Origin of the sequence: Kitasatospora sp. NPDC089913 (assembly GCF_044748625.1) — a bacterium.
Taxonomy (GTDB): Bacteria; Actinomycetota; Actinomycetes; order Streptomycetales; family Streptomycetaceae; genus Kitasatospora.
Genome location: NZ_JBIVGI010000016.1, coordinates 149,672 through 173,998 on the forward strand (window position 1 = coordinate 149,672; position 24,327 = coordinate 173,998).

Sequence of the window (24,327 nt, forward strand, 5' to 3'; positions counted from 1 at the left end):
GACGACGATTTCGGCACCCGCCGCTCGTCCGCGGGAGGTACGCCCGCCGTCCCGCCGCTCCGTCAGCAGCTCAGGTTGTTGCCGGGGACGGTGCCGAGCAGCTGGGTGAAGCGCTGGTAGGCGTTGATCCGGCTCTGCACCTGCGCGGGGTTGCCGCCGTTGCACTCCAGCGAGCCGTTGATGCTGCGGATGGTCTCGCCGAAGCCCGCGCCGTTGACCATGGCGTTGTGGGGGGTCATGGTGCCGGGCCCGTTCTGGGTGTTCCAGTACCAGAGCGCGGTCTTCCAGGCCACGGCCGGGTCGGTCTGCACCAGGTTGGGGTTGCGCAGCAGGTCGATGCCGAGGGCGTCGCCGGCGGCCTTGTAGTTGAAGTTCCAGCTCAGCTGGATCGGCCCGCGCCCGTAGTAGGCGGCCTGTCCGGCCGGGCAGCCGTAGGGCTGGGAAGTGTCGCAGTAGTGCGGGTAGTTGGCGGTGTTCTGCTCCACCACGTAGACCAGTGCGCCGGTCTCGTGGTTGACGTTGGCGAGGAACGCCGCGGCTTCCTGCTTGCGGACGGTGTCGGTGCCGGTGGCGGCGAACGCGGGGTACGCGGAGAGGGCGTCGATCAGGCCCTGGTAGGTGTAGAAGGGGTTCCGGTTCGGGAACATCTGGTTGAACTGCGCCTGGCTGACCGGGAATCCGCCCGGGTTCACGGTGCCCGTGGGGGTGGGCGTGCCGGTCGGGTTCGGGCCGGTGCCGCAGCCGCCCTGGTCGGACCAGACGCCCGAACCGCCGGTGCTGGGCGGCTCGTTCTGGGTCCACCACTTGGCGAGCCAGTTGTGGCCGTTGTACGAGACGGTGGCCCCGCCGGTGTAGACGGCGGAGGAGTTCCAGGGCGTCGCGCAGGCGGCGGCGCTGGCGTTGGCGGCGGGCAGCAACAGGATCACCGCGAGCGCCGTGAGAACGGCGGAGAGCAGTGCGAGCAGGCGTTTCGTGGACACTTGATCACCCCTTGTGCGGTGGGGGCCGCACGGTCGTGGAGGAAGGGACGTCGGGGCAGGGGAGCCGGGGCCCCGCGGTGGGGGCGCGTCGTGGGGGACGGGCCGACCGGGGTGCGGGCCGGGTGCGGGGCTGTTCCAGACTCAAGCGGAGTGGTCTATACCTGTCAAGGGGGTCGGGGCGAATCGCCCGGAACGCGGCCGGTGGTGCGCCGGGGAGGCGAGGTCCGGCGGCCCGTGGGCGGTCGGGGCGGATCGGGTCGGCCGGGTCGTGGCGGTCGGGGCGTGACCGCGGCGCCGGCGACGGCGGTGCCCGGCGGCGTCCGGCGGTGCCCGGCGGCCTGTCATGGCCCGGTCCCCGGGTCTGGGAGGATGTCCGGGTGGATCAGACCCCCGACGCCGACGCCAGGTCGGGCCCCGGCGCCCCGATCAGGTCGGGCATCCCGGAACACGGCCGGGTGCCCAAGTACTACGCCGTCAAGGGCCAGCTGGAGGCGCTGCTGGACGAGCTCGGCGAGGGGGGTGTGCTGCCGACCGAGCGTGAGCTCGCCGCCCGCTTCGAGGTGGCCCGGGAGACCCTCCGGCAGGCCCTGCGCGAACTGCTGATCCAGGGCCGGGTCCGGCGGCGGGGCCGCAGCACGGTGGTGGCCGGCCCCAAGCTGGAGCAGCCGCTCTCGCTGGCCAGCTACACCGAGGGCGTGCGGCGCCAGGGCCGGGTGCCCGGCCGGACCCTGATCGGGCTCGAACGAATCGGCGCGGACCCCCAGTTGGCCGGGCAGTTGCGGATGGACCCCGGGGATCCGGTCTGGCACCTGGAGCGCGTGCTGCTCGCGGACGGTGAACGGGTGGGCCTGGAGAGCACCTATCTGGCGGTCGGGCGGGTGCCGGGGCTGGAGGAGGAGTTCGACCCCGGGTCCTCGCTGTACGCGTACCTCGGCGAGAAGGTGGGCATCTCCCTGGGCGCCGCGGACGAGCGGATCGAGACGGTGCTGGCGACCCCGCGCGAGGCGCTGCTGATCGGCACCCCGCCCGCGCTCCCGATGCTGCTGCTGCACCGTCTGACCAGGGACTCCGCCGACCGGCCGGTGGAGCGGGTCCGCTCGCTCTACCGGGGCGACCGCTTCAGCTTCACCACCCGGCTCGAGGCGGACTGACCTTCCCCCGATCCCCTCCGCGGGTCGGGTTTGATCACAGAAAGATAACGGGTCTGGACCGAATTCGGGCGTTGTTCACACCCGGGTCGGAAACCCGGCGACCTCCGGCCATCCGCTGCTCCGACCGTAGTCACCGCCCCGCTCCGTGCCATGACGACGCATCAGGAGGACGACGTGAACCGCCGGATCCCCGCCGCACAGCAGACCCACGCCACCCCGCAGAGCCCCACCGCCCCCGGCCTGTCGCGCCGAGGCATGCTCCTCGGCGCCGCCGCGGCCCTCGCCGCCGGCCCGCTGGCCGCCACCGCCGCCCGCGCGGCCACGGCCGCCACCGCCGCCCCCGCGACCGCCCCCGCGACGGCCACCGGCCCCGCGACCGCCGCCGCCGCCCGCACCCCCAAGGTCCTGGTCATCGGCCTGGACGGCACCATGGTCACCCGCGTCAAGGACTCCGGCGCCCCGAACCTCGCCGCCCTGATGGCCGGCGGCCTCACCGCCGCGAGCAGCCTCTACACCGCCCCGATGGCCGGCACCTCCTCCGGCCCCGGCTGGTCCACCATCGCCACCGGCGTCTGGCCGGACAAGCACAACGTCCGCGACAACGACTTCACCGCCCCCGCCTTCGCCGCCTACCCGGACTTCCTGACCCGGGTCGAGACGGCGAACCCCGCGCTCTCCACCTACGTGGTCGCGTCCTGGGCGCCGATCGCCGACACCATCTACTCCGGCCGGGTCGACACCCGCGTCGCCACCCCGTCCGCCGAGTACGACACCGGCACCACCGCCCGCGCCGTCGCCCGGCTGCGCGACGGCAACCCCGACGCGGTCTTCGTCCAGCTCGACAACGTCGACCACGCCGGCCACAGCAGCGGCTCCGCCAGCAAGGCCTACCTGGACGCGATCCGGGGCGTGGACGCCCAGGTCGGCCAGATCCTCACCGCCGTCCGCGGCCGGGCCGGATACGCCCAGGAGGACTGGCTGGTGATGATCACCGCCGACCACGGCCACACCCCCACCGGCGGCCACGGCGGCTCCACCTGGGAGGAGCGGCAGACCTTCGTGATCGCCAACGGCTCGGCGTTCCCGGCCGGTTCGGTCCGCCACGACGTGCGGATGGTCGACATCGCGCCCACCGCCCTGGCCCACCTCGGCATCGCCACCGACCCCGCCTGGGGCCTCGACGGCACCCCGATCCCGGCCCTGGTCCCGGACGACTTCGACGCGCTGCGCCCGCAGCTCACCGGCCGGGTCGACGAGACCGGCATCGCCGCCGGCGTCCTCGGCTTCACCCGCACCGCGCCGGCCGGCTGGTCCGTCGACAACTCGGCGATGGGCACCGGCGGCGTCACCGAGTGGCGCGGCTGGTCGTTCACCACCGACGAGTTCTGGACCAAGGCCCAGCGGGACCAGAACCGCGAGCTCAACGTCCGCTCCCGCAACGTCTTCGCCGTCGCCGACTCCGACGAGTGGGCCGACAAGACCTTCCAGGGGAACTACGACTCCACCCTGGTCAGCCCCGAGTACCCGGTGGCGGGCCGGAGCAGTGTCCCGGTCACCTTCAACACCTTCTACCGGCCGGAGGGCGTCCAGACCGCCCGGGTGCTCGCGGTCTGGGACGGCGGCGCGCCGGTCGAGGTGAAGAGCTTCACCGCCGACACCAACGGGCGTCAGCGGCTGGACCTGGCCGTCCCGGCGGGCGCCGGCCGGCTGCGGCTGCGCTTCCGGTACACCGGCAGCAACAACTGGTACTGGGTCGTGGACGGGGTCCGGGTCGGCTGAGCCCGGACCGCCCGCGGGCCGGGCCGGCGCCGCGCGGGCGCGATCCGGGTGGCCCGGCCGGGGTTCAGGGGGCGAGCGCGGCCCGCAGCCGTTCGGCGACCAGTGCCGCGTCCGCCTCGTCGGAGTACGCCCGGCGCGGCCAGAAGAAGCCGCGCAGCCCGTCCTTCGGGTTGCGCGGCACCACGTGGACGTGCAGGTGCGGCACCGACTGGCTGACCCGGTTGTTCGCCGCGACGAAGCTCCCCGCCGCCCCGAGCGCGGTTTCGACCGCCGCGGCCACCCGCTGCACCCGCAGGAAGAACGGGCCCACCGCCGACGGGGGCAGGTCCGTGAGGGTGCGGCGGTGGTCGCGGGGGACGACCAGCACATGGCCGGGGAAGAGCGGCCGACGGTCCAGGAAGGCGACCGCCACCTCGTCGTCCAGCACCCGGTGCGCGGGCTCCGTGCCGGCGACCACCGCGCAGAAGACGCAGTCCATCCGTCCATTCAACCGGCCCCGGGCCGCCCCGGCACCCGCTCCCGCCCGGGTCACCCGTCCGGACCCCGAGCGGGTGCGGGCCCGCGGTGGCCGGGCGCACCGTGCAGGTGGGGCGCGCGGCGCGTCCCGTCGACGAGGAGGTGGCCCGGATGGCGGGCAAGTTCGAGGTGTACGAGGACGCCGGCGGCAAGTACCGGTTCCGGCTCAAGGCGGGCAACGGCGAGATCGTCGCCACCGGCCAGGGTTACGCGAGCAAGGACGCCGCCCACAAGGGCGTCGAGGCCGTCCAGCGGGCGGCGAGCGGGGCGAGCGTGGTGGACGTCGCCAAGTCCGGGGCCGCGGCCTGATCCCGGCGGTCCGTGCGGGGCCGGCCCGGGGCGCTACGAGTGCCCCGTTCCGGCCCCGCACCGCCGTTCTGGCCCCGCACCGCTGTTCCGGCTCCGTGCCGCCCGCCGCCTCTGCCTCCGCATCCTCCGACCGCGAGCCGGCTCCCGGTGAACCCCCGCCGCTACTCGTAGCGGTACAGCAGAGCCTCCCGCTCGGTCTGCTCGATCGCCTCGAGGGTCAGCGACGGGTCCGCCAGGTGCGAGAGCGTGACCTGCGCCGAACTCGGCTGGGCGTCCTTGCCGAGCCAGTTCTCCGGTTTCCACGCCGAGGCGCGCAGGAACGCCTTCGGGCAGTGCGCGAACACCTCCTCGACCGCGACCACGATCGCGCTGCGCGGCGGCTTGCCGACCGCCGTCAACTGCTCCAGCAGCCGGGGGTCGGTGGAGACGCAGGCCCGCCCGTTGACGCGCAGGGTGGTGTCCCGGCCGGGCACGACGAACAGCAGCCCGATCCGGCCGGTCTCGACGATGTTGTGGAGGGTGTCCAGCCGCTTGTTGCCGGTCGCGTCCGGGATCGCCAGGGTGAACTCGTCGAGCACCGACACGAGTCCGGCCGGGCCGCCGCGCGGGGACACGTCGCAGCGCCCCTCGGCGTCCGCGCTGGCCAGGAGGACCAGCGAGGAGCAGGCGATCAGTTGCCGGGCGACCTCGTGGATGCGGTCCACCTGCTTGCGGCGGGCGTGGTCCCCGGGCTGCTCGTAGACCTCCCGCAGCACGGCCGGGTCGCGGACCGAGGCGGCGGCGAGTGCCTCGAACAGGCCGGTGGGCCGATCCGGCCCGGGGGTTGACGGAACGACGGTCTCCGGTGTGCTGGTCATACCGATGAAGGTAGCCGTGGCCGAGTCCGAGCGGCCGTCCGCCGCCCGGAAATCCTGCCCGAACCCCTCGCCACCAGCGATTTCGCGTCGATAATGGGGCCAGGACGCTTTCGGGGCAGGTGGTCGCGGTGATCATCAGAATCTGGGCCGGCCAGGTCATGGCCGGGCACATCGAGGAGTTCTGCGAGGTGCTGACCAGCAGGGTGCTGCCACAACTCGGGCGCACCGACGGCTGCCTCGGCGGCGAGCTGCTGCGCTCCGTCACCGAGGGCGGGCACCGGGTGCTCGTGGTCAGCCGGTGGCGCGACGAGGCGGCACTGCTCGGCTACGCGGGGCCGATGTGGCGGATCCGGCCGGTCTGGTCGGAGGGCGAACTCCGGTACCTGGCCCACCCGCCGGAGGTCACCCACTTCACGCCGGTCCCCGCGTCCTGACCCGGCCTGCTCCGCCGAGTTCCACCGTCGGGCCTCCGTCGAGCCCCGCCGCCCGGCCGGGTTCGGCGGCCGGGCAATTGGGCGGCTGAACAACAGCTATTGGTCAAATGCCCAACTATGCAGTTGGGCAACTGCCCAATGGGGCGATCGGCCAGTTGGGCAGCCGACCAAGAGTGCAGTTGGGCGGCCGCACAACAGTATGGCCGATTAATTGGGCAGAGGGCCAATAAGATGGTTGGGCAAGCGGCCAACCGGCAATTGGCCAGCTGTACAGCCGAGCGGTCAGACGATCAGCGGAACGGGGTGCACCTCGGCCGCCGGATGCCCGGTGCGCTCGTGGATCCGCTGCACGGCCTCCTTCGACGGAGCCTCGGACAGGCAGTAGACGTGGCCCGACTCCGGATCGGCCCAGGCCTGCTCGAAGGTCACGCCCTCCTCGGCCTGAATCGCCAGGTCCGCCTGGTGTGCCATTCGCAACTGCTCCTCGGTGATGCCGGCCATCCCGTGGTGGACGTCCATGAACTTGGCCATAGCTCCCGCACCTCCCGCGGTCGCCCGCGACGGCGGGTGTCGCCGCCCCGGTACCACCAGCCTGCGCCCGACGCACCCCGGGCCGCCACCGGACACCCGGTCGACGTTCCCGGCGCTCACCGGAGGACGCCCCGGACGACGTCCCGGACGACGCCCCGAGGCGCACCCCGCCGGACAGTTCCGGACTCCCGTGGCCAGGTCGTCGAATGCGCCACCGACAACCCCGCTCCACCCCGACCACCCCCGCAGCGCCCCACCCCGCCCCGCCCGACGGCGACGGCGACAGCGGCGCTCCGGCAACCCGTGCCGCCATTCCCCGGGGCCGAGTGAAAGAGGCCACAGTGGACACCTCTCCCTTGCTCCGCGCGGATCATGGCAGAATGACGGCAGAAGTAGCAGTGACGTTCAGCGCACTCCGGGGTCGGTGAAAATCCGAACCGGCGGTTACAGTCCGCGACCCGTCCGTAGCCAGCGGCCGGTTGACCAGGTGAAATTCCTGGACCGACGGTTAAAGTCCGGATGGGAGGCGTGCGCGGCGGACGAGTGAGCAGGGCCCGTGGTCCCCCGGTGGACCTCGGGAGGCGATGTGCGGCGACGGACGGGGATCTCCTCGTTCCGGCGCCCGGTTCGGCGGCAGCCCGGCAACGGGTCCCGTTGTCGTCCGGCGGCCCGCGTACCCCCGTGCCCACACGTGTCCGTGTCCCTCTCCCGTGCCACACCCCGGAGTCCGCGCCCCAAGCGCGAGGAGAACCCGGGTGTTCACCGGCATCATCGAAGAGCTCGGCGAGGTCGTGTCGATCGAGGAGATCGGCGAATCCTCGCGTATCCGTCTGCGCGGCCCGGTGGTCTGCGAGGGCGCGCGGCACGGCGACTCCATCGCGGTCAACGGCGTCTGCCTGACCGTCGTCGACACCCCCGAGGAACTCGCTCTCGGCACCGGTGAGTTCAGTGCCGATGTGATGGCCGAGACGCTCCACCGTTCCAGCCTGGGCGATTTGAAGCCCGGCGGGCGGGTCAACCTGGAGCGCGCGATGGCGCTCGGAGCCCGACTCGGAGGGCATCTGGTGCAGGGTCATGTCGACGCCACCGGGCGGCTGTTGAGTCGCGAACCGGGGGAACGCGACGCGGCCGGCGAGCTCCGCTGGGAGGTGCTGCGGTTCTCGCTGCCCGACTCCGTCTCGCGCTACCTGGTGGAGAAGGGCTCGATCACCGTCGACGGCGTCAGCCTCACCGTGGTCGAGGCCGCCCGCGACAGCTTCACCGTCAGCCTCATCCCGGCCACCCTCGCGCTGACCACCCTCGGCACCAGGGCCGTCGGCGAGAGCGTCAACCTGGAGGTCGACGTCCTCGCCAAGTACGTCGAGCGGCTGCTGGAGGCCCGCACCCTCCCGCCCCTGCCCGGAGTCGACGCACCCCACGCGGCCAACGCCGTGGACGCGACGAACGCGACGAACGCGACGAACTCGGCGGACCCGGTCGACGACACCCCGGGGGAGCAGCGGTGAACTGGCTCAACGGCACCGTTCACCTGCTCGGCCAGGACGTCTACCGCTCCGACATCATCGGCAACCTGCTCGGCCTCGCCGCCCTGGCCCTCGGCTGGCAGCGCTCCCGGCTGACCTGGCCGGTCCAACTGCTCTCCGGCCTGGTCCTGGTCGGCGCCTACTGGAGCGCCCATCTCAGCGGAGGCGTCGGCAAGCAGATAGTCGTGATCACGGCCGCCGTGTGGGGCTGGACCCGATGGCAGCGCGCCGCGCGGGGCGACGGTGGCGGCAACGGCGACATCGCCGTCCGCTTCGCCACCGGCCGCGAGCGCGCCGTACTGATCGGCGGCACCGCGCTCGGCACCCTGGCGGTCGGCACGCTCTTCACCGCCGTCCCGCAACTGTCCTGGGACGCCTGGCCGGACGCCTACATCTTCGTCGGAACCCTGGCCGCGATGGTCGCCCAGGCCCGCGGCTGGGTCGAGTTCTGGTTCGCCTGGATCGCCGTCGACCTGGTCGGCGTGCCGCTCGCCTTCAACAACGGCCTGGTCTTCTCCGGCTTCACCTACTCCGTGTACTTCGTCCTGGTCCTGCTCGGCCTGCGCGCCTGGTGGCTCCGCGGCCGCACCGCACACTCCGTGACCGACCCCGTCCTCCAGGGAGCCTCCGCATGACCGAGAACCCCGCCCCGCGTCCGGCAGAGAACCCCGTCGCGACCCCGGCCGGAGGCCCCGTCGCGACCCCGGTCGGCGAGTTCGTCCTCGACCCGGTCGAGCGGGCCGTCGCCGACATCGCGCTCGGCCGCGCCGTGATCGTCGTGGACAACGAGGACCGCGAGAACGAGGGCGACATCGTCTTCGCCGCCTCCGCCGCCACCCCCGAGCTGATGGCCTTCACCGTCCGCTACAGCTCCGGCGTCATCTGCGCCCCGATGACCGGCGCCGAACTGGACCGGCTCAAGCTCCCGCCGATGACCCAGGTCAACGAGGACCGCAAGGGCACCGCCTACGCCGTCTCGGTGGACGCCAGGGAGGGCGTCGACACCGGCATCTCGGCCGCCGACCGGGCCCGCACCGTGCGCCTGCTCGCCTCGCCCGGCACCGGGTCCGGCGACCTCGCCCGGCCGGGGCACGTCTTCCCGCTGCGCGCGGTCGAGGGCGGCGTGCTGGTCCGGCCCGGCCACACCGAGGCCGCGGTCGACCTGGCCCGGCTGGCCGGTCTGCCGCCGGCGGGCGCGATCGCCGAGGTGGTCAACGACGACGGCACCATGGCCCGGCTGCCCGAGCTGGTGGCCTTCGCCCGTGAGCACAACCTGGCGATCATCTCCATCGAGGACCTCATCGCCTACCGCCGCCGCACCGAGCTGCACGTCGACCGCGCCGCCGTCACCTCCCTGCCGACCGCGTACGGTGAGTTCACCGCCGTCGGCTACCGGGGCACCCTCGACGGTGTCGAGCACATCGCGCTGGTCGCCGGCGGACTGGCCCAGGACGGCCGGCTCCCCGACGGCGAGGACGTGCTGGTCCGGGTCCACTCCGAGTGCCTGACCGGTGATGTGCTCGGCTCGCTGCGCTGCGACTGCGGCCCCCAGCTCCAGGCCTCGCTGCGGCGGGTCGCCGAGGCCGGCCGGGGCGTGGTGCTCTACCTGCGCGGCCACGAGGGCCGGGGCATCGGCCTGGCGCACAAGCTGCGCGCCTACGAGCTCCAGGAGCGCGGCCGGGACACCGTGGACGCGAACCTCGACCTCGGCCTGCCCGCGGACGCCCGCGACTACAGCATCGGCGCCCAGATGCTCGGCGACCTCGGCGTCCGCTCGCTGACCCTGCTGACCAACAACCCGGACAAGCTCACCGCGCTCACCGAGCACGGGCTCAAGGTCAAGGGCCGCGAGCCGGTCGAGATCCCGGCCGGCGAGCACAACGCGCGCTACCTGCGGACCAAGCGCGACCGGATGGGCCACGACCTGCCCGGCCTCGACGGCTGACCCGCACCCGGGCCTCGCACACCCGGACCTCGCACACCGCGCACCCCGTACAGCCCGACACACCGCGCACCCCGAACCCTGCACCCTGCACCCCGAACCACCGAAAGGCACCGCACATGAGCGGCCACGGAGCCCCCGAGCTGACCATCGACAACGCCGCCGACCTCAAGGTCGCCGTGATCGCCGCCCAGTGGCACGATCAGGTGATGAACGGCCTGCTCGACGGCGCCCACCGCGCCCTCAAGGAGCTGGGCGTCGCCGAGCCGACCGTCCTGCGCGTCCCCGGCACCTTCGAGCTGCCGGTGGCCGCCAAGCGCCTCGCCGACCGCGGCTACGACGCAGTGATCGCCCTCGGCGTGGTCATCCGGGGCGGCACCCCGCACTTCGACTACGTCTGCCAGGCCGCCACCGCGGGCCTCACCCAGGTTTCCGTCGACACCGGCGTGCCGGTCGGTTTCGGTGTGCTGACCTGCGACAACGAGCAGCAGGCCGTGGACCGCGCGGGCCTGCCCGGCTCCAGCGAGGACAAGGGCCACGAGGCGGTCACCGCGGCCGTCGCCACGGCCGTCGCGCTGCGCTCGCTCTGACCCGACCGGCCGGAGCGCACCCCGGACCGTGGACGTCCACCGGACTGTCCACGGTCCGGAACCGTTTACCGCCCGTCAGCCCGCACGCCGTATGGTGAGTCCCATCATGGCTTCGAAGACATTCGAGGAGCTCTTCACCGAGCTCCAGCAGAAGGCCGCCACCGGCGACCCCTCGTCCTCCCGTACCGCGCAGCTCGTCCAGCAGGGCGTCCATGCGATCGGCAAGAAGGTCGTCGAGGAGGCCGCCGAGGTCTGGATGGCCGCCGAGTTCCAGTCCGACGAGCAGACCGCCGAGGAGATCTCGCAGCTCCTCTACCACCTTCAGGTGATGATGGTCGCCCGCGGGCTGACGCTCGACGACGTCTACAAGTACCTCTAGACCGACGGACCTCCGGACCGACGACCTCCCGGGCGACGGACCTCCGGAGCGACGGACCTCCGGAGCGACGGATCTCCGGACCGACGGACCTCCGATCCCGGACCGTCCCGGCCCCGGAAACCCCACCCACACCGAACGAGTAAGGAACTGACCTCCATGCTGCGCATCGCCGTGCCCAACAAGGGTTCGCTCTCGGGTCCCGCGGCGGAGATGCTCCATGAGGCCGGCTACCGGCAGCGCAAGGACTCCAAGGAACTGGTGCTGGTCGACCCGGGCAACCAGGTCGAGTTCTTCTTCCTGCGCCCGCGCGACATCGCCGTCTACGTCGGCTCCGGCCGCCTGGACGTCGGCATCACCGGCCGCGACCTGCTGCTGGACTCGCACTCCAACGCCGAGGAGGTGCTCGCGCTCGGCTTCGCCGGCTCGACCTTCCGCTTCGCCCGCCCGGTCGGCGCGGCCGTCGAGGACGTCTCGGACCTGGAGGGTCTGCGGATCGCCACCTCCTACACCGGCCTGGTGGAGCAGCACCTGGCCGACCGGGGTGTGAAGGCGACCGTCACCAAGCTGGACGGCGCGGTGGAGACCGCGGTGCAGCTGGGCGTCGCCGATGTGATCGCGGACGTGGTGGAGACCGGCACCAGCCTGCGCAACGCGGGCCTGGAGGTGTTCGGCGAGCCGATCCTGATCTCCGACTCCGTGGTGATCCGCCCCAAGGGCGCCGGCGAGGACCCGCGCGTCGACCAGTTCCTGCGCCGGCTGCAGGGCGTGCTGGTGGCCCGCCGCTACGTGCTGATGGACTACGACATCCGCGCCGAGCAGGTCGGTGCCGCCGTCGCCCTGACCCCGGGCCTGGAGTCGCCGACCGTCTCGCCGCTGCACACCGAGGGCTGGGTGGCCGTCCGCTCCATGGTGCTCCGCAAGGAGGCCCAGCAGATCATGGACGATCTGTGGGGCATCGGCGCCCGGGCGATCCTGGTCACCAACATCCACGCCTGCCGCCTCTGAGCGGTGCCGGCATAAGCACCGGTTGAATGGGGTGGGGCCGCCGTCGGCGCCCCACCCCGTTTCCGTTGGCCGACTCCCGTTCGCCGACCGCCCGACCGCCGGCCCGCTCGCCCGACCGACCGCTCACTCGCCCGCCCGACCGTCCGACCCTCGAACCACCCCGGAGCCCCTCGTGTCCACCCCCGCCGAGTTCCCCGTCACCTGGGCCCCGCGCCGCACCCGCGCCGTGCTGCTGCCGGTCTGCGTCGTGCTGGTCGTGCTGTTCGCCGTGATCGCGGTCGCTCTTCCGGCCAACTGGCAGCTCAACGACCGGATCATGATGATGGTCAGCGGTGTGCTGTTCGCCTCCGTCGGCCTGATGCTGGCGCGGCCGCGGGTCAGCGCCGACGCCGAGGGCGTGACCGTGGTCAACTTCGTCCGCCGCCGCCGGCTGGCCTGGGCGGAGATCGTCGGAGTGAACTTCCGCCAGGGCGACCCGTGGGCCACCCTCGACCTCGCCGACGGCACCTCGCTGGCCGCCGTCGGCATCCAGCCCGGTGTGGGCCGGAACCAGGCGATCGCCGACGCCCGCGCCCTGCGCGACCTGGTCGCGCGCCACGGCGGCTGACGCCCGCCCAACCCCCCCCGGACCGAACGGCCTCGGCCGAACGGCCCGGCCGACGACACCCACCGGCACGCCCACCGGCACACCCGCCCGGCGCCGCCATCCCGCACCCGCTACCGGGCGCCCGCTACCCGGCGCCCGGTGACCGGAATCCGACGCCCGGCCGCGCCCGAACGTGAATCCTACGGTCGCACGGGTATGGTCTACGCTGGCAAAAGCGGGGCAAAGGCATTGCCCTGCCCGAAATCGACCTGAGGAGTGACACTCCCCGTCCATGGACGATCCGTCCGGTAGTACCTGCGCCGCCCACCATCCGACCGACGGACGGCAGGCGGCACTGTGATCACGGCCTGGCTGCTGCTTCTCGCGGCCCTCCTGCTCATCCTCGCCAACGGCCTCTTCGTGGCCGCCGAGTTCGCCTTCGTGACCGTGGAGCGCGGCGCCGTCGAGCGCGCCGCCGGAACCGGGGACGCCAAGGCCGGCCGGGTCTCCCGCGCCCTGCGCCACCTCTCCTTCGAACTCTCCGGCGCCCAGCTCGGCATCACCGTCACCTCGCTGGTCGTCGGCATGCTCGCCGAGCCCGCCCTGTCGACCCTGCTGAAGCCCCTGTTCGGTGCCGTCGGCCTCCCCGACGGTGCCTCCCGCGGCGCCTCCGTGGTCATCGGCATGCTGCTCGCCACCGTCGTCCAGATGGTGATCGGCGAACTGGTCCCGAAGAACTGGGCGATCTCCCGCCCGCTCCAGGTGGCCCGCGCGGTCGCCGCCCCGCACATGGCGTTCTCCCGGGCCTGCCGCCCGCTGATCCGGGTCCTGAACGGCTCGGCCGACCGCACTGTTCGCGCCTTCGGCATCGAGCCGCAGGAGGAGCTGGACCACGCCCGCACCCCGGCCGAACTGGTCTCGCTCGCCCGGCACTCCGCCCGGGCCGGCGCCATAGACGAGGAGTCGGCCACCCTGTTCGTGCGGACCCTCGGACTCGGCGACCTCACCGCCGAGTCCGTGATGACCCCCCGCGTGGACGTCTCCGCGCTCCAGCGGGACGCCAGCGCCGCCGACGTCCTCAACCTCACCCGGGCCACCGGGCTGTCCCGCTTCCCGGTGTACACCGACACCCTGGACGAGGTCACCGGCACCGTCACCCTCAAGGACGCGCTGGCCGTCCCCGCCGCCCGGCGCGGCACCGTCCGGGTCGGCGACCTCGCCGTCCCGCCGCTGCTGGTGCCCGAGAGCCTCCCCGCCGAGCGGCTGCTCGACCAGCTGCGCCGCCTCCAGCCGATGGCCATCGTGGTCGACGAGTACGGCGGCACCGCCGGCGTGGTCACCGTCGAGGACATCGTCGAGGAGATCGTCGGCGAGGTGCAGGACGAGCACGACCCGGCCGACGGCCCCGAACTGCTGCCGTTGCCGCCGGTCGACGGACAGCCCGTCTGGGCGGCCGACGGCCGGGCCCGGCTCGACCAGCTGGAGGCCATCGGCCTGCACGCCCCGGAGGGCCCCTACGAGACGCTGGCCGGACTGGTCACCGACCTGCTCGGCCGGCTGCCCGCTCCCGGCGACCGGGCCGAACTGCCCGGCTGGCGGTTCACCGTCGAGGCCGTGGACCGGCACCGGACCAGCAGGGTCCGGGTGGAACGCACCTCCGGGCACGACCACCCGTACGACGGCACCGAGGACGAGGACCGGACCCGATGACCGTGCTCCAACTCGCCGTCGCACTCCTGCTGCTGCTCGGCAACGCCTTCTTCGTCGGCGCCGAGTTCGCCGTGGTCTCGGTCCGGCGCAGCCAGATCGAACCGCTCGCCGAGGCCGGCAACAAGCGCGCCCGCACCGTGCTGCACGCACTGTCCAACGTCTCCGCGATGCTCGCCGCCGCCCAACTCGGCATCACCGTCTGCTCGCTGGGCCTGGGCGCGCTCGCCGAGCCGACCATCGCCCACCTGCTGGAGGGGCCGTTCCACGCGCTCGGCGTCCCGACCGGCCTGATGCACCCGCTCTCGTACGGGATCGCGCTGGCCGTCGTGGTCTACCTGCACATGGTCATGGGCGAGATGGTGCCCAAGAACATGGCGCTGGCGGGCCCGGAGAAGGCCGCGCTCTGGCTCGGCCCGCCGCTGGACCGGCTGGCCCGCTGGCTGGCCCCGGTGATCGCCTTCCTCAACGCCTTCGCCAACGGTGTGCTGCGGCTGTTCAAGGTCGAGGGCAAGGACGAGGTCGAGTCGGTCTTCACCACCGAGCAGCTGATCTACCTGCTCGCCGACTCCGGTGACGCCGGACTGCTGGCGAAGGACCGACAGGAGCGGCTGGAGGACGCCCTCGAGCTGGGCCGCCGCCCGCTGACCGAGGTGCTGCTCACCCCCGAGCAGCTGGTCACCGTGGACACCAAGGTGACCGCCGCCCAGGTCGAGGAGCTGGCGCTGCGCACCGGCTTCTCGCGCTTCCCGGTCACCGACGGCGACCCGGCCGGCCACGGCTACCTGGGGTACCTGCACCTCAAGGACATCCTGGAGGTCGACGACCCGTCGGTGCCCGTCCCGGCCCGGTTGTGGCGGCCGATCACCGTGCTCCGGGGCACCCTGCCGCTGGACGACGCGCTCGGCGCGATGCGCAGGGCCACCTGCCACCTCGCGGCCGTGCTCGACCAGGACGGGCGGACGCTCGGCGTGGTGATGCTGGAGGACGTGCTGGAGGAGCTGGTCGGCGAGGTGCACGACCCGGACCACCGCTCGGCCGCGTAACGCGCGGCCCGCGCCACGGCCAGTACACCCCGGGAGGCCCCGGGAACCCCGTTCCGCCCGGGGTTCCCGGGGCCCCTTCGCTCTCGGCGATTCCGCTCTGAGCGTGGGACGGTTCCCCTGCCGATCGTCGCCGGGCAGGGTGGTCGGCATGAGACTTCTCCTGCTGGGTGGGACGGAATTCGTGGGGCGGGCCGTCGCGGAGGCGGCACTGGAGCGGGGCTGGGAGGTGACGGTCTTCCACCGGGGTACGCACGCCGCGCCGGAGGGGGCCCGGGTGCTGCACGGGGACCGGACGGCCGAGGGCGGGCTCGCGGCCCTGGCCGCGGGGGAGTGGGACGCGGTGGTGGACACCTGGTCCGCCGCCCCGTCGGTGGTGCGCGACAGCGCCCGCCTGCTGGCCGGCCGGGTCGGCCGCTACGCGTACGTGTCCAGCCGGTCGGTGTACGCGTACCCGACGGCGGCCGGCGCGGACGAGAGCGCTCCGCTGGTCGAGGGCTCGCCGGACGACGGCGAGATGCCCTACGCCGAGTCCAAGCGCGGCGGCGAGCTGGCGGCGCTGGACGCCTTCGGCGACCGGGCGCTGCTGATCCGGGCCGGGCTGATCGTCGGACCGTACGAGAACATCGGCCGCCTGCCCTGGTGGCTCGACCGGATCGCCCGCGGCGGCCCGGTGCTCGCCCCCGGTCCGCGCGACCTCGCGGTGCAGTTCATCGACGTCCGCGACCTCGCGGCCTGGACCCTCGACGCGGTCGAGGCCGGCCTCGGCGGCCCCTTCGACCTGGTCGGCCCGCGCGGGCACACCACCATGGGCGAACTGCTGGAGGCCTGCGCGAAGGCCACCGGCGCCGAGCCCGAGCTGCGCTGGACGGAGCCCGGGGCGATCGCCCGGGCCGGCATCGCGCCGTGGGTCCAGCTGCCGTTCTGGGTCCCGCCGGGCGAGCTGTACGACACCGTGCACGGCGCGGACGTGAGCAAGGCGCTGGCCGCCGGGCTGCGCTGCCGGCCGGTGGCGGAGACGGTCGCCGACACCTGGGCGTGGCTGCAATCGATCGGCGGCGTGGCGCCGCAGCGCCCGGACCGGCCGACCGTCGGCCTGGACCCGGAGCTGGAGGCCGCGGCGCTGGCCGGCTGACGCCCCGCGCCCGCGCCCGACGCGGGGGCGGGGCCGGGCCGGGCGGGGCCGAGCGGGTCGGTCCGGCGCCGGCCCCGCCTCAGCCCCGGCCGTCGATCAGTTCGCCATACGCCTGCACCAGGTCCGGCAGTCGCAGCGTGGCGAGGTCCTCCCGGCCGGGCGGCTCGCGCAGCAGGCTGAGCCGCAGGTCCCGGTAGGCGCAGGACTTCTCGTACAGGGTGCGGATGAAGCGGCCGTTGCCGAGCTCGTCGATCCAGCCCTCGCGGACCACATGGGTGCAGATCGAGGCGAGTTCCTCGGCCGCGTCCTCGTCCCAGCCGTCGCCGTCCTGCCCGGCGAGCGCCGCGCCGATCGCGGTCAGCTCGCCGGGGCGGTAGCTCGGGAAGTCGACCCGGCTGGTGAAGCGGGAGTTGAGCCCGGGGTTGGTGGCCAGCAGCCGGTTCATGCCCTCCGGGTAGCCGGCCAGGATCACCACCAGCCGGTCCCGGTTGTCCTCGGCCCGCTTGAGCAGCACCTGCAGTGCCTCGTCGCCGTACGCGTCGCCCTTGCTGTAACCGGAGTTGGAGAGGCTGTAGGCCTCGTCGATGAAGAGCACGCCGTCCAGTGCGGAGTCGATCAGCTCGTTCGCCTTCACCGCCGTCTGGCCGAGGAACTCACCGACCAGGTCGGCTCGTTGAGCCTCCACCAGATGGTCCCCGGAGAGCAGGCCGAGGGCGTGGAAGACCCGGCCGAGGATCCGGGCGACGGTGGTCTTGCCGGTGCCGGACGGCCCGGAGAAGACGAAGTGGCGCTTGGGCGGCTGGACCGGCAGGCCCTGCTCGGCGCGCAGCCGGGCCATCCGTAGCTGCGCCGAGAGCGCCCGCACCTGCCGCTTGACCGGCTCCAGGCCGACCATCCGGGAGAGTTCGGCCAGCGCGGCGTCCAACTCGGCGCGGTGGTCCTCGTGTTCAGGGGTCGAACTGATGCTCGCCACGTGGGCCGGAGCGGTTTCGGCGCGCGCCGCCGCGGGGGCGGCGGGGGAGGCGGCGGCAGGCTGCGGGGCGGTCGAGCCGGCGCGTCCGTTGGTCACCAGCGGTGGCGGTGCGCCCGCCCCGCCACCGGGCCTGTTCCCGGTTCCGCCGGTTCCGCCGGTACCGCCGGTACCGCCGGTGCTGCCCGGTCCGGCCGGGGTCGGCACGCTCGGGTGGCCGTCCTCCGCCTCGTCGTCGGTCCCGGCCGGACCGCCCGGGCCCGGGTTCCCGAAGGGGTCCGCGCCGCCGGGCCCGCCGAACGCACCGGCTCCGGTCGGCAGCTCCGCGCCCGACGGCTCGGCGCCCGCGAGGGCCGACGCCTGTTCGGTGGCGAACTCCGCGCCGAACTCGACCCCGGACTCCGTCGCCGCCTGCTCCGCCCCGAACTCCGTACCCGCCCCGAACTCCGCCGCCTGCTCCGCCCCGAACTCCGCGCCCGCCCCGAACTCCGATCCGGCCCCGAGCGCCTCGAAACCCGCCTGCTCCAGGACCGCCGCGTCCAGCAGCGCCGCGTCGATCGCGTCGTCCTCCGCCCCGCGCCCCGCGTCCCGGCCGCCGATCCCGGCACCGTCCAGCAGGGCGTCCGCGAGGCCGTCCTCCGCCGAGATCGCCGCCAGCCGGGCGGCGGTGTCCATGAACGCCGGGTCGGCCCGGTGCACGGCCCGGTACAGCGGCAGCGCGGCCGCGCTGCGCCCGGCGCCCTCGTAGGCGCGGGCCAGCCAGTACCGCAGCTCCTTGCGCTGCGGCTGCTCGGAGCGGCAGCGGGCCAGTGAGGCGGCGAGCGGCGGCTGGGCCTGCGCGCACATGTCCAGCCGGACCCGGGCCATACCGGCGAACAGCCCGGCCTCGATGCCGAGCAGCGGATCGTCGAGCAGCCGGTCGGTGTCCCGGATCAGTTGCTCCCAGTCCTTGAGGAGGTAGGAGCGGCAGGCGTGCAGGAAACGCGCGGACGGGTCCTCGGCGGGGGCCGGGCACTGCTCCAGGGCGTGGTCCAGCTCGGTGAGATGGCGGCCGTCCAGCCAGTGCGAGGCGTGCGCGAGGGCGAGGTCCCGGGCGGTCTCCAGCACCGGCTGCACCCACCAGCCCAGCCAGTACCAGGAACTGAGCGGGCGTCCGTGCCGTCGGCGCTGCTCGCCGAACCGCTCCCGGTGCCGGTGCATCGCGAGCAGCGCGCCGGAGGTGTCACTGCGCAGCGCGTGCAGGCCGAGCCAGGCGTCGGCCATGCCGGGGTCGAGCCGGACGGCGGCGCGGAACTCCTCCTCGGCCCGGGTGTACGCCCCGGCCGTGTAGGCGTCCATGGCACGCAGCCAGGCCCGGTCGGCGAGCCGGTTCGGAGCCGGTCCGCCCGCGGTGTTGCTGTTGGAACTCTCCACTCAACGCCCCCCGCGATGTGGCTCGGGGCCCGACCGGTGCGGCGGTGTGCGGACCCGCCGGTGGTCGTCCGCCCCCGGGGCGCATCTGCGCCTGCCTGGAATCGTACCGGCGCGGCGCTGATCCGGAAGGGTGTCGCACGATGTCAAAAGCGATCGGGCGGGCGGCCGTTGAGGGGTGGCCGGCCCCGGGGTGGGGGAGTCGGACGGCACCCCCGGCTCACGGGGGAACAAGCCGGGGATGCCGGGTCCGAAGTTGCGGAATCAACAATTCCGCGAACGAGAGAGAACCTATTTCCTGGTGACGTCGCAGGTCAAGGTCATTGTTGAAGGTTCACCGACGGTGCCCGGCGCGATCCGTCCGGTCACCCCGTCGACCAGGGTCCCGGCGTGCGGGCGGCTCGGGTCCGCGGCGAAATGTGCCGATTCGGCCAGTGCCCAGCCGGCCCAGAACTCCGCCAGCGCGGGACCGTCCCGCTCCTCGCCCCGCCGCCGGGCCGCCGCCGCGTCCAGTTCCATCCACACCAGCCGGGCCAGCTCCGGCCGCACCGCGCGCCGCCCGGCGCCGACCCCCTCGACCAGGACCACCGGCGCGAGCGGCACCGCCGCCGTCCCGGCGAACCGGCGCAGCGTCCAGTCGTACACCTCGTACTCCGCGTCCCGGCCCGCCGCCAGCGGCTCCAGCACCTGGTCGCGCAGCCGCCCGGTCCAGCCGAACGGCTCGGCGTGCGTCGCCAGGTCGTCCAGGTGCACCACGGGGGCGCCGCCGAGCGCGGCCGCCAGCCGGGCGGCGAAGGTCGTCTTGCCCGAGCCCGCGTGGCCGTCCACCGCGACCAGGCGCACCGGGCCGCAGGACGGCGGCAGCGCCCGCAGTTCGGCAGCGAGGGCGGCCAACGCGCCGGCGGCCGCCGGGGTCCGCACCGGCCCGCCCGGGCCGGGCCGCGCGCCCGGCCGGGCGCTCGGCCGTGCGCCGGGCCCCACTACCGGGGCGGCGGAAGTCTTGGAAGAAGCCACAACGTCAACCCTACGGCGGACTCCGCGCCGGTCCGGACAGTGTTCGAGTGCTACCCGTGACGGCGGCGTCCCGATCAGGCATACTCGCATCGCCATGCCTGTGAACGGCCGTTCACCGCAATCCGGTGCCGCCCGGCCGAGGCTGCCACACCCCGCGCGGGCCCGACCACACCCCGGGGCCCGGCGCACGACCGAGGAGGCGACCAGCCGCCATGACCACCTCCCCCGCGAAGTCCGTGGACCGCCAGCTGCCCAGCGAGGAGGCCCGCGAGCTCCTGAACCTCACCCGGGACCTCGTCCAGCGCGAGCTGAAGCCGCGCGCCGCGGAGGACGAGGCCGCCGGCCGCTTCCCGCGCGAGGTCTTCCGCACGCTCGGCGAGGCCGGTCTGCTCTCCCTCCCGTACGACGAGGCCTACGGCGGCGGCGAGCAGCCCTACGAGGTCTACCTCCAGGTGCTGGAGGAACTGGCGTCCGGCTGGCTGGCCGTCGGCCTGGGCGTCAGCGTGCACACCCTCTCCTGCCACGCGCTCGCCACCTTCGGCACCGACGAGCAGCGCGGCCGCTGGCTGCCCGGGATGCTCTCCGGCGAGCAGCTCGGCGCCTACTGCCTGTCCGAGCCGCAGTCCGGCTCCGACGCCGCCGCCCTGCGCACCCGGGCCGACCTGGACGGCGAGGAGTACGTCGTCGGCGGCACCAAGGCCTGGATCACCCACGGCGGCGAGGCCGACTTCTACAGCGCGCTGGTGCGCACCGGTGGGGAGGGCGCCCGGGGGATCAGCTGCCTGCTGGTGCCCGGCACCCAGCCCGGCCTGTCGGCCGCCCCGCCGGAGCACAAGATGGGCATGAAGTCCTCGCCCACCGCCCAGCTGCACTTCGACGGCGCCCGGGTCTCCCGGGACCGGCTGATCGGCAGCGAGGGCCAGGGCTTCCAGATCGCGCTCGCCGCGCTGGACTCCGGCCGGCTCGGCATCGCCGCCTGCGCGATCGGCGTCGCCCAGGCCGCGCTCGACACCGCCGTCGACTACGCGCGCGGCCGCCACCAGTTCGGCCAGCCGATCGCCGACTTCCAGGGCCTGTCCTTCATGCTCGCCGACATGGCCACCCAGATCGAGGCCGGCCGCGCGCTCTACCTGTCCGCCGCCCGCCGCCGCGACGCCGGCCAGGCGTTCTCCAAGGAGGCGGCGATGGCGAAGCTGTTCTGCACCGACGCCGCGATGCGGGTGACCACCGACGCCGTCCAGGTGCTCGGCGGCTACGGCTACACCCAGGACTTCCCGGCCGAGCGCTACATGCGCGAGGCCAAGGTGCTGCAGATCGTCGAGGGCACCAACCAGATCCAGCGCCTGGTGATCGGCCGCCACCTCACCAAGGGCTGACCGCCGCCCGGCCCGCCGCCGTCCCCGGCGCGGGCCCGGCGGGCGGCACGCGAACGGCCCCCGGTGCCGCTCCTGGGTACGGAGCGGGACCGGGGGCCGTGCCGCCGATCGTCGGGGCCGACGCGCGATGCCCTGGCGCGCGGCCGGCGCTCAGCGCCGGGAGAACCGGCTGCGCTGCTCGGGGATGGCCGGGACGGAGCCCGAGCGGACCGGGCGGTGCACCAGCGCGTGCGAGAACGGCTGGGTGCGCCAGTCGTGCTCGCCCGGCAGCGCGAGCAGCGCGGCCAGGCCGGCCGAGTCGGCCTCCTCGGCGCACTCCACCTCGGCCAGGTCGTCCGTCGGGGTGCCCGAGCCCGGGCACAGGGTGGGGGAGAAGGGGTGCCAGGCCCGGGGCAGCACGGCGTGCTGCGGCAGCCGCTCCTCGTCGCCCACCAGGGCGATCGGACGCCGGCAGGACGGGCAGTCGACCCGGACGGTCTCCCACGGCTCGGCCTCGCCCGGATCCACCCCCGGCGCGGCGTCGTAGGGGACCGCGAGGTCCTCGCGGTCGGTCGTATCGTGGGCGTCGTCCGCGCCCGTCGGGCGCTGGTCGGTAACGCGCATGGTGATCCCCCTCGGATCGGGCCCGGCGTGGTCGCCCGGGGCCACAACCAGCACTTCCCGCCGACGCGGACTCATAACCCTGCAGTTCGGCGCACTGTGATGCACCGGGTGTGTCCTTCGCCACATTCGTCCGGCATGTGCCCGTACGGCACCCCGGGGCGCGCCGGACGCGTCTCCGCGCCCCCCTGCCGGTCCCGCGTGCGCCCCCGGCCCGACGCCGTCCGCGCCCCCCGCCGCGGCGATCCGCGCGCCCCCGAGAGGGTAGGTTTGCGCCTTGTGGAGGATCTCGATCAACGCATCGTCCGACTGCTCCTCCAGGACGGCCGGATGAGCTACACGGACCTGGGCAAGGCCACCGGCCTGTCCACCTCGGCGGTGCACCAGCGGGTGCGCCGCCTCGAACAGCGCGGAGTGATCCGCGGCTACACCGCGATCATCGACCCCGACGCCGTCGACCTCGCGCTCACCGCGTTCATCTCGGTCAAACCCTTCGACCCCAGCGCCCCCGACGACACACCCGAGAGACTGGCCGACCTGCCCGAGATCGAGGCCTGCCACAGCGTCGCCGGCGAGGAGAACTACATCCTCAAGGTCCGCGTCGGCGCCCCCGGCGACCTGGAGGACCTGCTGGCACGCATCCGCAGCGCCGCCGGCGTCTCCACCCGCACCACCGTCGTCCTGTCCACCCCCTACGAGGCCCGCCCCCCGAGGCTCTGACCGGCCCTCCGGGGGGTGCAGACTTGGCCCATGACCGAACGCAACTCCCGGACCGTCCTGCTGCGCGGCGGCGCCGTCTACAGCCCCGCCGACCCCTTCGCCACCGCCATGCTCGTCGAGGGCGAGCACGTCGCCTGGGTCGGCAGCGACGGCGCCGCCGAGGCCTACGCGCGGACCGCCGACGAGATCGTCGAACTCGACGGCGCCCTGGTCACCCCGGCCTTCGTCGACGCCCACGCGCACGCCACCGCCACCGGCCTCGCGCTCACCGGCCTCGACCTCACCGGAACCCCCTCGCTGGCCGCCGCCCTGGCCGCCGTCACCGCCTTCACCGCCCGCGAGCAGCCCGGCGGTGTCCTCATCGGCCACGGCTGGGACGAGACCGGCTGGCCCGAGGGCCGCCCGCCGACCCTCGCCGAGCTGGACGCCGCCGCCGGCGGCGCCGCCGTCTACCTCTCCCGCACCGACGTGCACTCCGGGCTCGCCACCACCGCGCTGCGCGCCCTCACCGACGGCCTCGCCGACCGGCCCGGCTTCCACCCCGACGGCCCGCTCACCCGCGACGCCCACCACGCCGTCCGCGCGACCGCGCTGGCCCGACTCACCCCCGCCCAGCGCCGCCACGCCCAGCGCGCCGCCCTCGCCCGCGCCGCCGAACTCGGCATCGGCGCCCTGCACGAGTGCGCCGGCCCCGAGATCTCCTCCGAGCAGGACCTCACCGCCCTGCTCGAGCTGGCCGCCGAGGGCGACGGCCCCGAGGTGTTCGGCTACTGGGGCGAGCTCGCCGAGCGCGGCGGCGTCGACACCGCCCGCCGGCTCGGCGCCGTCGGCGCCGGCGGCGACCTCTTCGTCGACGGCGCGCTCGGCTCGCACACCGCCTGCCTGCACCACGACTACGCCGACGCCGCGCACACCGGCACCTCCTACCTCACCGCCGCCCAGATCGCCGACCACGTCACCGCCTGCACCGAGGCCGGCCTCCAGGCCGGCTTCCACGCCATCGGGGACGCCGCGGTCGCCGCCGTGCTGGAGGGCGTCCGGGCGGCCGGCGACCGGATCGGCGCCGACCGGGTCCGGGCGCTGCGCCACCGGGTCGAGCACGCCGAGGCCCTCGACGACAAGACCGTCGCCGCCTTCGCCGAACTCGGCCTCACCGCCTCCGTGCAGCCCGCCTTCGACGCCGCCTGGGGCGGTCCGGACGGCATGTACGCCCGTCGTCTGGGCGCCGAGCGGGCCGCCGCGCTCAACCCGTTCGCCGCGCTGCTGCGCTCCGGTGTCCCGCTGGCCTTCGGCTCGGACGCCCCGGTCACCCCGCTCGACCCCTGGGGCACCGTCCGGGCCGCCGCCTTCCACCGCACCCCCGAGCACCGGATCTCGGTCCGGGCCGCGTTCACCGCCCACACCCGCGGCGGCTGGCGGGCGGTCGGCCGCGACCAGGACGGCGTCCTCGTCCCCGGCGCGGTCGCCAGCTACGCGATCTGGGCCGCGACCGACCTGGTCGTCCAGGCCCCGGACGACCGGGTGGCCGGCTGGTCCACCGACCCGCGCTCCGGCACCCCCGGCCTGCCGGACCTCACCCCGGGCCACCCGCTGCCCACCTGCCTGCGCACCGTCGTCCGCGGCCGCACCGTGCACCTGGCCGGGGCCGCCGCCCCGGCCCCCGCGGAAACCGAGTGACCGGCGCGGGCCGGCGGCCCTAGGGGTTGTCTGACAATTCGCGTCGCATCAGCGCGCGGCGTTGGGCGCCCGGCTGGGCGTGCCGCCGAAGCG

At 74.2% G+C, this 24,327-nt stretch carries 24 protein-coding genes and 1 riboswitch; of the genes, 17 read left to right on the plus strand and 7 right to left on the minus strand.

The window, feature by feature from the left end; genetic code table 11:
• Positions 1–62 precede the first annotated feature (62 nt).
• On the minus strand, positions 63–980 hold the full coding sequence (locus ACIPYS_RS24235) for a glycoside hydrolase family 19 protein (protein WP_093863116.1): 918 nt from the start codon (positions 978–980) through the stop codon (positions 63–65).
• A 377-nt stretch (positions 981–1,357) separates the two neighbouring features.
• Between ACIPYS_RS24235 and ACIPYS_RS24240 the strand changes: the two genes are divergently transcribed.
• The gene (locus ACIPYS_RS24240) at positions 1,358–2,131 is read left to right on the plus strand and encodes a GntR family transcriptional regulator (protein WP_093863117.1); all 774 of its coding nucleotides are present in this window, start codon (positions 1,358–1,360) and stop codon (positions 2,129–2,131) included.
• Between the two features lie 255 nt (positions 2,132–2,386).
• The gene (locus ACIPYS_RS24245) at positions 2,387–3,910 is read left to right on the plus strand and encodes an alkaline phosphatase family protein (RefSeq protein ID WP_400749508.1); all 1,524 of its coding nucleotides are present in this window, start codon (positions 2,387–2,389) and stop codon (positions 3,908–3,910) included.
• A 64-nt stretch (positions 3,911–3,974) separates the two neighbouring features.
• Here the strand turns inward: ACIPYS_RS24245 and ACIPYS_RS24250 are convergent, their stop codons facing one another.
• Complete coding sequence (locus tag ACIPYS_RS24250; protein WP_093863118.1) at positions 3,975–4,388, minus strand: HIT family protein; 414 nt, start codon at positions 4,386–4,388, stop codon at positions 3,975–3,977.
• An 86-nt stretch (positions 4,389–4,474) separates the two neighbouring features.
• On the opposite strand from ACIPYS_RS24250, the gene ACIPYS_RS24255 reads away from it, so the two are divergent.
• Positions 4,475–4,735 (plus strand): DUF1508 domain-containing protein, encoded by a 261-nt coding sequence (locus tag ACIPYS_RS24255; protein ID WP_231977940.1) that lies wholly within the window; start codon positions 4,475–4,477, stop codon positions 4,733–4,735.
• A gap of 161 nt (positions 4,736–4,896) precedes the next feature.
• On the opposite strand, the gene ACIPYS_RS24260 is transcribed toward ACIPYS_RS24255, so the two are convergent.
• On the minus strand, positions 4,897–5,592 hold the full coding sequence (locus tag ACIPYS_RS24260; protein ID WP_093863119.1) for an MSMEG_1061 family FMN-dependent PPOX-type flavoprotein: 696 nt from the start codon (positions 5,590–5,592) through the stop codon (positions 4,897–4,899).
• Between the two features lie 128 nt (positions 5,593–5,720).
• Here ACIPYS_RS24260 and ACIPYS_RS24265 point away from each other — a divergent pair, with 128 nt between their 5' ends.
• Complete coding sequence (locus tag ACIPYS_RS24265; RefSeq protein ID WP_159425076.1) at positions 5,721–6,026, plus strand: antibiotic biosynthesis monooxygenase; 306 nt, start codon at positions 5,721–5,723, stop codon at positions 6,024–6,026.
• Positions 6,027–6,308: 282 nt separating this feature from the next.
• On the opposite strand, the gene ACIPYS_RS24270 is transcribed toward ACIPYS_RS24265, so the two are convergent.
• Positions 6,309–6,557, minus strand: a complete 249-nt coding sequence (locus ACIPYS_RS24270) for an SCO4226 family nickel-binding protein (protein WP_093863121.1) — start codon at positions 6,555–6,557, stop codon at positions 6,309–6,311.
• 407 nt (positions 6,558–6,964) lie between these two features.
• Positions 6,965–7,092, plus strand: a riboswitch (FMN riboswitch).
• Between the two features lie 220 nt (positions 7,093–7,312).
• On the opposite strand from ACIPYS_RS24270, the gene ACIPYS_RS24275 reads away from it, so the two are divergent.
• The 10 genes from ACIPYS_RS24275 to ACIPYS_RS24320 all read left to right on the plus strand — a co-directional run bounded on the left by ACIPYS_RS24275 (position 7,313) and on the right by ACIPYS_RS24320 (position 16,467).
• Positions 7,313–8,062 (plus strand): riboflavin synthase, encoded by a 750-nt coding sequence (locus ACIPYS_RS24275; RefSeq protein WP_400749411.1) that lies wholly within the window; start codon positions 7,313–7,315, stop codon positions 8,060–8,062.
• Complete coding sequence (locus tag ACIPYS_RS24280; RefSeq protein ID WP_093863123.1) at positions 8,059–8,715, plus strand: nicotinamide mononucleotide transporter family protein; 657 nt, start codon at positions 8,059–8,061, stop codon at positions 8,713–8,715. The genes ACIPYS_RS24275 and ACIPYS_RS24280 overlap by 4 nt, the downstream gene beginning before the upstream one ends.
• Entirely contained in the window at positions 8,712–10,025 is a 1,314-nt protein-coding gene (locus tag ACIPYS_RS24285; RefSeq protein ID WP_400749415.1) for a bifunctional 3,4-dihydroxy-2-butanone-4-phosphate synthase/GTP cyclohydrolase II, read from the plus strand. Before ACIPYS_RS24280 ends, ACIPYS_RS24285 begins: the two co-directional genes overlap by 4 nt.
• A 116-nt stretch (positions 10,026–10,141) precedes the next feature.
• Complete coding sequence (gene ribH / locus ACIPYS_RS24290) at positions 10,142–10,612, plus strand: 6,7-dimethyl-8-ribityllumazine synthase (protein ID WP_093863125.1); 471 nt, start codon at positions 10,142–10,144, stop codon at positions 10,610–10,612.
• A gap of 106 nt (positions 10,613–10,718) precedes the next feature.
• A complete protein-coding gene (locus ACIPYS_RS24295; protein WP_030306151.1) occupies positions 10,719–10,991 on the plus strand; it encodes a phosphoribosyl-ATP diphosphatase in 273 nt (90 codons plus the stop codon).
• A 156-nt stretch (positions 10,992–11,147) separates the two neighbouring features.
• The gene (gene hisG / locus ACIPYS_RS24300) at positions 11,148–11,996 is read left to right on the plus strand and encodes an ATP phosphoribosyltransferase (protein ID WP_093863126.1); all 849 of its coding nucleotides are present in this window, start codon (positions 11,148–11,150) and stop codon (positions 11,994–11,996) included.
• 172 nt (positions 11,997–12,168) lie between these two features.
• Positions 12,169–12,603, plus strand: coding sequence for a PH domain-containing protein (locus ACIPYS_RS24305; RefSeq protein WP_231977941.1), 435 nt, complete (start codon positions 12,169–12,171; stop codon positions 12,601–12,603).
• A gap of 336 nt (positions 12,604–12,939) precedes the next feature.
• A complete protein-coding gene (locus tag ACIPYS_RS24310) occupies positions 12,940–14,292 on the plus strand; it encodes a hemolysin family protein (protein ID WP_093863128.1) in 1,353 nt (450 codons plus the stop codon).
• Positions 14,289–15,335, plus strand: a complete 1,047-nt coding sequence (locus ACIPYS_RS24315; protein ID WP_093863129.1) for a hemolysin family protein — start codon at positions 14,289–14,291, stop codon at positions 15,333–15,335. The genes ACIPYS_RS24310 and ACIPYS_RS24315 overlap by 4 nt, the downstream gene beginning before the upstream one ends.
• Before the next feature lie 148 nt (positions 15,336–15,483).
• Positions 15,484–16,467: an NAD-dependent epimerase/dehydratase family protein gene (locus tag ACIPYS_RS24320; RefSeq protein ID WP_400749421.1), complete on the plus strand. Its 984-nt coding sequence runs from the start codon at positions 15,484–15,486 to the stop codon at positions 16,465–16,467.
• 79 nt (positions 16,468–16,546) lie between these two features.
• Here the strand turns inward: ACIPYS_RS24320 and ACIPYS_RS24325 are convergent, their stop codons facing one another.
• Both ACIPYS_RS24325 and ACIPYS_RS24330 read right to left on the minus strand, forming a co-directional pair.
• Positions 16,547–18,775, minus strand: a complete 2,229-nt coding sequence (locus ACIPYS_RS24325) for an AAA family ATPase (protein ID WP_400749511.1) — start codon at positions 18,773–18,775, stop codon at positions 16,547–16,549.
• A gap of 363 nt (positions 18,776–19,138) precedes the next feature.
• A complete protein-coding gene (locus ACIPYS_RS24330) occupies positions 19,139–19,768 on the minus strand; it encodes a uridine kinase (RefSeq protein ID WP_400749513.1) in 630 nt (209 codons plus the stop codon).
• Between the two features lie 305 nt (positions 19,769–20,073).
• Between ACIPYS_RS24330 and ACIPYS_RS24335 the strand changes: the two genes are divergently transcribed.
• Positions 20,074–21,237 carry an acyl-CoA dehydrogenase family protein gene (locus ACIPYS_RS24335; protein ID WP_400749424.1) on the plus strand — a complete coding sequence of 388 codons (1,164 nt, stop codon included), beginning with the start codon at positions 20,074–20,076 and terminating at the stop codon, positions 21,235–21,237.
• A gap of 150 nt (positions 21,238–21,387) precedes the next feature.
• On the opposite strand, the gene ACIPYS_RS24340 is transcribed toward ACIPYS_RS24335, so the two are convergent.
• Complete coding sequence (locus ACIPYS_RS24340) at positions 21,388–21,840, minus strand: hypothetical protein (protein WP_159425077.1); 453 nt, start codon at positions 21,838–21,840, stop codon at positions 21,388–21,390.
• Between the two features lie 276 nt (positions 21,841–22,116).
• Here ACIPYS_RS24340 and ACIPYS_RS24345 point away from each other — a divergent pair, with 276 nt between their 5' ends.
• Complete coding sequence (locus ACIPYS_RS24345) at positions 22,117–22,557, plus strand: Lrp/AsnC family transcriptional regulator (RefSeq protein WP_030396362.1); 441 nt, start codon at positions 22,117–22,119, stop codon at positions 22,555–22,557.
• A 30-nt stretch (positions 22,558–22,587) separates the two neighbouring features.
• Positions 22,588–24,234, plus strand: coding sequence for an amidohydrolase (locus ACIPYS_RS24350; protein ID WP_400749429.1), 1,647 nt, complete (start codon positions 22,588–22,590; stop codon positions 24,232–24,234).
• Positions 24,235–24,327 lie beyond the last annotated feature (93 nt).